The organism is Shewanella sp. SG41-4, from assembly GCF_014164505.1.
Classification (GTDB): domain Bacteria; phylum Pseudomonadota; class Gammaproteobacteria; order Enterobacterales; family Shewanellaceae; genus Shewanella.
Genome location: NZ_JACJFI010000605.1, coordinates 1 through 1,299, shown reverse-complemented (window position 1 = coordinate 1,299; position 1,299 = coordinate 1). Strand labels below are relative to the sequence as shown.

Here is a 1,299-nt window from a genome sequence, read left to right as displayed (position 1 = left end):
TAACAGATTAGTATTTCCATAGACGAATTTTATTCAAAAAAACCATAAAATTGTTCCAAACAAATACGATTGATAAAGGGATGACAAAGCAGATTCAATGAAATTTGGTATAAAATGAGTCAAGTTCTAACGAAATACAGATGCCATATTTTACACAACATAAACACACTAGACATTCACGTTATTGTTAATGAGTTATAGCGTTTTTAGTCAACTTAATACGATAAACTGGGCCCATTAAACGTGAAAAAGCTATAGATTAAACAAGTAAAGAGAGGAACCTCTGCACAGCAGACACAAAAAAGGAGCCGAAGCTCCTTTTTTATCAACTTACAGCAATGATTAACGAGTGCGTGGGCACACTTCATCAGCGCTGAAGAAGTAAGCAATTTCACGTGCTGCTGATTCAACTGCATCAGAACCGTGAACTGCGTTTTCGTCGATGCTTGCAGCATAGTCAGCACGTAAAGTGCCACGAGCTGCTTCAGCTGGGTTAGTTGCACCCATGATTTCACGGTTAGCTAAAACAGCGTTTTCGCCTTCTAACACTTGAACCATTACTGGACCAGACGTCATGAAAGAAACTAAAGCACCAAAGAAAGGACGTGCGCTATGTTCAGCGTAGAAACCTTCAGCTTGTTCTTTAGATAGTTGTACCATTTTAGAAGCAATGATCTTAAGACCAGCTGATTCAAAACGGTTATAAATAGCGCCAATGTGGTTTTTAGCAACTGCATCTGGCTTGATAATAGAAAATGTGCGTTCGATCGCCATAACTAGCTTCCTTAATGTGAGCAAGTTTAAAAAATTCGCGCGGATTATACGTAATTTAACCGTATATTCCTAGCCTTATCCACTTTTACAGTGATATTTCATCACTAGAATGGGTCATTTTTATTAACATGACCTATTTTTGTTGTATTTGGGATAACTAAATCTTATTGCGCAGACTTAGTGCTCTTACTGGCATTCTTTTCCATAAAGCAAATAATGGCATCTGCCACGTCTTTTTGAGTCGCTTTTTCAATGCCTTCCAAACCAGGGGAAGAATTGACTTCCATCACAACCGGACCATGGTTAGAACGTAATAAATCGACCCCAGCAATATTTAAACCCATTGTTTTTGCAGCGCGAAGCGCAACAGAGCGCTCCTCTGGAGTTAATTTAACCAGCGTGGCACTGCCGCCACGGTGTAAATTAGAGCGAAACTCACCCGGCTTTGCCTGGCGTTTCATTGCAGCAATGACTTTGTCACCCAATACAAAACAGCGAATATCAGCGCCTTTTGCTTCAGCAATA

The 1,299-nt window shown here is 39.9% G+C and carries 1 protein-coding gene and 1 pseudogene; both read right to left on the bottom strand.

Annotated elements, in window-relative coordinates; genetic code table 11:
• Window positions 1-342 precede the first annotated feature (342 nt).
• Window positions 343-774, bottom strand: a complete 432-nt coding sequence (ndk, locus tag H5202_RS22595; protein ID WP_041413046.1) for a nucleoside-diphosphate kinase — start codon at window positions 772-774, stop codon at window positions 343-345.
• Window positions 775-938: 164 nt separating this feature from the next.
• A pseudogene (locus tag H5202_RS22590) lies at window positions 939-1,299 on the bottom strand (30S ribosomal protein S6--L-glutamate ligase); the annotation flags it as partial.